Origin of the sequence: Dietzia sp. DQ11-44 (assembly GCF_014145205.1) — a bacterium.
Taxonomy (GTDB): Bacteria; Actinomycetota; Actinomycetes; order Mycobacteriales; family Mycobacteriaceae; genus Dietzia; species Dietzia natronolimnaea.
This window is the reverse complement of the sequence record NZ_JAALEC010000141.1, coordinates 1-5886: the sequence shown is the minus strand read 5'-3', so window position 1 is coordinate 5886 and position 5886 is coordinate 1. Positions and strand designations below refer to the sequence as shown.

Below are 5886 nucleotides of genomic sequence, written 5' to 3'. Positions count from 1 at the left end.
CACACCGTGTCGACGATCTCGACCGCGGCCGAGCCACCCACCGACGCCACGCCGGCCGACTCCCCCACTTCACGGGACATACCACCGACGTCCACCACCAGCACGATCACGCCGTCGTCGCGGACCCTGGCGGACCTCAGCGGCCGGGTCAGGAGGCCCGAACCGACGGTGCCTGCGGCGCCGCGCGCCAGGACGGTCCGCACACGCTCGGCGATCGGCCGCTCCGTCACGTCGTCCATGCTCGTCCTCCTGGCAGGGTCGCCCGCCCGGCCGGGCACCCGGCCACTGAAACGGACTCTCATCCATTTCAGCGTCGTTCACCGCCGGTTCCATACCCGTGTCCGCGCCGGATCCTCGTGAGACCGGCCACACCACCGCCCGCGTTCAGGCACCCCTGGCGGGACCGCGGATATGCGCCGCACCCCGCTCACGTGGTGGAATCGGGGGCATGGACGAGTTCAGGGAAGAGCCCTCGAAGTACATCTGGCGATGGACCGTCTGGTCCTGGGTGTGCGTGGGCATCGCCGCCCTCATCGTGATGATGGGCCTGACCGGCGGCGGTTCGCTCACCCCGTGGATCATCGGCGCGCTCGCCGTCGCGGTCGTCGGCGGCGTCGGGTTCGGGTTCGTGCCCCGGGCCTCGCTCGGCCAGACCAGGCGGCCCATGACCACCGGGGCCAAGCGGAAGGCCGCCCGAAAGGGACCCCGGAACAGCTGACGGCCGGAGGCTTCGTGCTAATCTGAACCCGCCTTCGGGCAACATCGCCGATGTAGTTCAATGGTAGAACTTCTGCTTCCCAAGCAGACAGCGCGGGTTCGATTCCCGTCATCGGCTCAGAGATCGAGGCCCTCCCGTCACGGGAGGGCCTCGAGTCGTCTCACCGGGTGCTCAACGCGGTCAGGAGTCCGGCCCGGGCCGCCCCGGCTCGGTGCGTCCCGGCTCGGTCCGTCCCGACCCCGCCCCTGACGACCCGCCCCTGCCGTTGCCGTTGTCGCCGCCGCGGCGACGCAGGAGCTGGAATCCGGGTATGCCCTGGACGGCCTCGAGACACTGCTGCGCCACCTCGAGGATCTGGTGGACCTCGGGAGCCACGGTGTCCAACGAGGCGAGCACCGGCATCACGTCGTTCTCGAGACTGTCTCCCAACGCGGGCAGATGGTCGATGAACTGCACGACCGCCTTGATCTCCTCGGAATCGACCGATTCGAGAATCTCGTCGGCGATCGGTTCCAGCAGCGCGATGGTCTTGTCCGTCCACACCAGCACCTCTGTGAGGCGGGTCGCCACCCTCCTGGCGGTCTCCGGCGAGAGTTCGGCGTCGACCAACAGTGCCTCGACGACGGGCTTGACGGGCGCCAGCGCGGACTCGGCGAAGTCGACCATCGGCACGATCCGGTCCATGAGCCCGCCCGCCGAGGTCACGAGCCCGTCCGCGGTGTCGACCGTCGAGCCGACGCGCACCACGACCGCGTCCGCCGAGTCCACCGTCGAGTCGACCCTGAGCACCACGCTGTCCGCGACGTCCACGGTCGCACCGATACGAGCCACGATCCCGTCCGCCGAGTCCACGGTCGACCCCACCCTGCCGACGATCCCGTCAGCCGAGTCCACGGTCGACCCCACCCGGGCGACGATCGAGTCGGCGGAGGAGACCGTGCGCTCGACGTCGTCGACCACCCGGTCGGCCCGCGAGACCGTGGTCCGTACCCCGTCGACGGTCTCCGCGGCCGTCACCACGATCCCGTCGATCGACGACACGGTCCGCTCGACCTCGTCCAACAGTCGCTGGACGCGCCGCACGATGGACTCCACGTCCTCCAGGAGCGCCATCACCCGCGCGGGCAGGAGGAGGAACTCCCGCGCCATCGAGAGCTCCCACTCGACCACCCGGAACGCGCTCTGGACGAGGGACGACGGGGACGGGACCCGCACCTGCATGTCAGCCATGGATCGATTCTGCCCGAACATCCCACCCGGGACCTCCCGATCAGCGCACCATGGAGGAAGCGGCGGGCGGACAGACCGGACAGCGTTCCCGGAAGGGGCACGAGATGAACGCACAGCGGGTCACGACCTTCGATGATCTACGGCTCGACGACGCACCCGAGTACGGAGGGAAGTCGGCCAATCTCGGGGAGATGACGGGCGCCGGGCTCGCCGTGCCGCCCGGGTTCGCGATCGGCCAGTCGGCGTATCTGGAGGCGATGGACGCCGGCGGCATCCGCGCGCGCCTCCACACCGAGCGGGTGCCGGAGGAGGGACTCACCGAGGCCGAGCTCATCGCCAGGTCACAGGACCTGACGCGGACCGTCGCGCAGGTGGAGCTGCCGGCCCGCTGCCGATCCTCAAGCGGGCCGCGGCGATCGTCACCGACGAGGGAGGGGTCACCTGTCACGCGGCGATCGTCGGCCGTGAGCTGGGCCGCCCCGTCATCGTCGGCACCCGGTCGGCGACCACGGACATCCGCGACGGCCAGACGATCACCGTCGACGGCACCGCCGGTGTGGTCTACCCGGGCACCGTGCGTCCGGCCGCCGCCGAACACGCCCCCGCCGACGCAGGTCGGGCGCCCGAGGTGAGGACCCGCGAGGTCACCGCGACCGCGGTGTACGTCAACCTCGCGACCCCCGACGCCGCGGCCAGGGTCGCCGCGATGGACGTGGACGGGGTGGGCCTGCTGCGCGCGGAGTTCCTCATCACCAGCGCGCTGGACGGCGTCCACCCGCGCACGCTCATCGCCGAGGGGAGGCAGGAGGAGTACGTCGACCGGATGGTCTCGGGGATCAGCACGATCGCCGCGGCCTTCGAGCCCCGGCCGGTGGTCTACCGCGCCACCGACCTGCGTTCCAACGAGTTCCGCGGACTGCTCGGCGGGGAGGTCGAGGCCGAGGAGCGCAACCCGATGATCGGCTACCGCGGGTGCTTCCGCTACACGCAGGAACCGGACCTGTTCCGACTGGAGCTGGACGCGTTGGCCCGGGTGCGGCAGAAGCACGGCAACCTGCACCTGATGATCCCGTTCGTCCGCACCGGGTGGGAGCTCCGCGCCTGCCTGGACATCATCGACGCCCACCCCCTCGGGCGCGACCCGGGCCTCAAGCGGTGGATCATGGCCGAGGTCCCGTCGGTCGTCCACTGGATCCCCGAGTACGCCGCGATGGGCATCGACGGGGTCTCGATCGGGTCCAACGACCTCGCCCAGTTGACGCTCGGGGTGGACCGCGACTCCGAGGTGTGCGCAGAGCTCTTCGACTCGATGGACCCGGCGGTCCTGGCGTTCATCGACCAGATCATCGACCGCTGCCACGAATCGGGGCTCACGGTCTCGCTGTGCGGGCAGGCCGCTTCGACCGACCCGTCGATGGCCGAGCATCTCGTCCGCAGGGGCGTGACGTCGGTGTCGGTGACCCCGGACTACGCCGAGATCACCCGGCGGACGGTGGCGCGGGCCGAGAAATCGATCCTGCTCGATGCGGCCCGATCGGCCGCGCGCCGCCCACCAGGGAAATAAGAGTCTTTCCTCACCTTGGACGGATCGCTGACGACGCACTAACATCTGTCTTGTTACCGACGGGTAGGTTCCGGTGCGCCCATGGACACCAGTGCCGACCCGCGCGGCCACCTCCATTGCCACGACACCGCACTCCGATCGGAGAAGACCGTAATGGGTCACTACAAGAGCAACGTCCGCGATCTCGAGTTCAACATGTTCGAGGTCCTGCGCATGAACGAGGCACTCGACGCCGGCGAGTTCGGCGACATGGACACCGACACCGCCCGGGGCATCCTCTCCGAGGTCGCGACCCTCACCGAGGGCCCGGTCGCCGAGTCCTTCTCCTCGGCCGACCGCAACCCGCCGGTCTTCGACCCCGAGACCCACTCGGTCTCCCTGCCGGAGGACTTCAAGAAGTCGTTCCGCGCCTGGTACGACGCCGGCTACTGGTCGATGGGTCTGCCGGAGGACCTCGGCGGAATGCCCGCCCCCCGCGCGATGGTGTGGGCCACCGGCGAGATGATGCTCGGCGCCAACCCCCCCGCGTTCATGTACGGAGCCGGCCCGTCCTTCGCGGCCGTGCTGTACGAGAACGGCACCGAGGAGCAGAAGAAGTGGGCCGCCACCTGCGTCGAGCGCGGGTGGGGCGCGACCATGGTGCTCACCGAGCCCGACGCCGGATCCGACGTCGGGGCCGGCCGCACCAAGGCCGTCAAGCAGGACGACGGCAGCTGGCACATCGAGGGCGTCAAGCGGTTCATCACCTCGGCCGACTCGGACGACATGTTCGAGAACATCTTCCACCTGGTCCTGGCCCGCCCCGAGGGCGCGGGCCCGGGCACCAAGGGACTGTCGCTGTTCTTCGTCCCCAAGATCCACTTCGACTTCGAGACCGGCGAGCTGGGCGAGCGCAACGGCGTGTTCGTCACCGGCGTCGAGCACAAGATGGGCATCAAGGTCTCCACCACGTGCGAGCTGACCTTCGGCGGCCACGGGGTCCCGGCCAAGGGCTGGATCGTCGGTGACGGCGAGCTCAACCTGGGCATCCGGCAGATGTTCGACGTGATCGAGCACGCCCGGATGATGGTCGGCACCAAGGCCATCTCCACCCTGTCGACCGGTTACCTCAACGCCCTGGAGTTCGCCAAGGAGCGCGTCCAGGGTGGCGACATGGCCGAGATGGCGGACAAGAACGCCCCCCGCGTGACCATCACCCACCACCCGGACGTGCGCCGGGCGCTCATCCGCCAGAAGGCGTTCGCCGAGGGCCTGCGCGCGGTGTACATGTACACCGCCGCCCATCAGGACGTCGAGATCGCCCAGCGCGTCTCCGGTGCCGACGGCGAGCTCGCCCACCGCGTCAACGACCTGCTCCTGCCGATCGTCAAGGGCGTCGGGTCCGAGCGGGCGTACGAGCTGCTCACCGAGTCGCTGCAGACCTTCGGCGGATCGGGCTTCCTGCAGGACTACCCGATCGAGCAGTACATCCGCGACGCCAAGATCGACTCCCTCTACGAGGGCACCACCGCGATCCAGGCACAGGACTTCTTCTTCCGCAAGATCGCCCGCGACCGCGGCACCGCCATCGGTCACGTCTCGGCGCAGATCAAGAAGTTCCTCGAGGCCGACGGTCCGGCGGAGCTGACCGCCGAGCGCGAGGTCCTGGCCACCGCGCTCGCCGACGTCGAGGCGATGGTCGGCACCTGCTTCGACCACCTCCTCGCCTCGCAGGAGGATCCCAAGCACCTCTACACCATCGGTCTGGCCTCGGTCCGTCTGCTCATGGCGTTCGGCGACCTCATGATGGGCTGGCGACTGCTCGTCGGCGCAGAGGTCGCCCTCGGGGCACTGGACGGCGCGTCGGACGCCGACAAGGGCTTCTACAACGGCAAGATCGCCGCCGCCAAGTGGTTCGCGAACAACGAGCTCCCGCTGATCACCGCCACCCGCGGGATCGTCGCCGGCCTCGGCAGCGAGCTCATGGAGCTGGACGAGGCCGCGTTCTGATCCACCGCTGACCACGCCCCGCGTTCTCCGGGGGTTGTGCATCGTGTTCGGTCCCGACACGCCGCACGACCCCCGGGGATCCGTGCATTTCGGGTGCATCACCGGATCCGCGGCGGTGCGGTGCGGCGGTGCTGTGCGGTGCGGCGGGACTGGTCAGTTGCCGGGCAGGACCGGTATCCGGAACTCCGGCAGGCCCGGGATCCGTATCGCGTCGTCCGGCACCGGCGGCGGCGCGACCGGGCCGGGCGGCTCGTCCGCGGGTGCCGGACTCTCCACCCTGCACTCGATCCGGACCCGGGGCGCATAGGTGGACGACACGGTGTCGGTGCTGACCGTCTCCTCGCCCCGCTGGACCACGCGGGTGACCCGGGCCGTGTACCCGTCG

At 69.8% G+C, this 5886-nt stretch carries 3 protein-coding genes, 1 tRNA gene and 3 pseudogenes; 4 read left to right on the top strand and 3 right to left on the bottom strand.

The window, feature by feature from the left end; genetic code table 11:
• Positions 1-239: pseudogene (locus G6018_RS04360) on the bottom strand (hypothetical protein); the annotation flags it as partial.
• Between the two features lie 209 nt (positions 240-448).
• On the opposite strand from G6018_RS04360, the gene G6018_RS04355 reads away from it, so the two are divergent.
• Positions 449-718 (top strand): hypothetical protein, encoded by a 270-nt coding sequence (locus G6018_RS04355; RefSeq protein ID WP_017838404.1) that lies wholly within the window; start codon positions 449-451, stop codon positions 716-718.
• Positions 719-764: 46 nt separating this feature from the next.
• Positions 765-835: transfer RNA gene (locus G6018_RS04350), tRNA-Gly, on the top strand.
• A gap of 63 nt (positions 836-898) precedes the next feature.
• Here G6018_RS04350 and G6018_RS04345 read toward each other — a convergent pair.
• Positions 899-1948 (bottom strand): methyl-accepting chemotaxis protein, encoded by a 1050-nt coding sequence (locus G6018_RS04345; protein ID WP_241730824.1) that lies wholly within the window; start codon positions 1946-1948, stop codon positions 899-901.
• A 388-nt stretch (positions 1949-2336) separates the two neighbouring features.
• Here G6018_RS04345 and G6018_RS04340 point away from each other — a divergent pair.
• Both G6018_RS04340 and G6018_RS04335 read left to right on the top strand, forming a co-directional pair.
• Positions 2337-3512, top strand: a pseudogene (locus tag G6018_RS04340) (putative PEP-binding protein); the annotation flags it as partial.
• A gap of 153 nt (positions 3513-3665) precedes the next feature.
• On the top strand, positions 3666-5501 hold the full coding sequence (locus tag G6018_RS04335; RefSeq protein ID WP_179526014.1) for an acyl-CoA dehydrogenase: 1836 nt from the start codon (positions 3666-3668) through the stop codon (positions 5499-5501).
• A gap of 153 nt (positions 5502-5654) precedes the next feature.
• Here the strand turns inward: G6018_RS04335 and G6018_RS04330 are convergent.
• Positions 5655-5886 (bottom strand): annotated as a pseudogene (locus tag G6018_RS04330) (hypothetical protein); the annotation flags it as partial.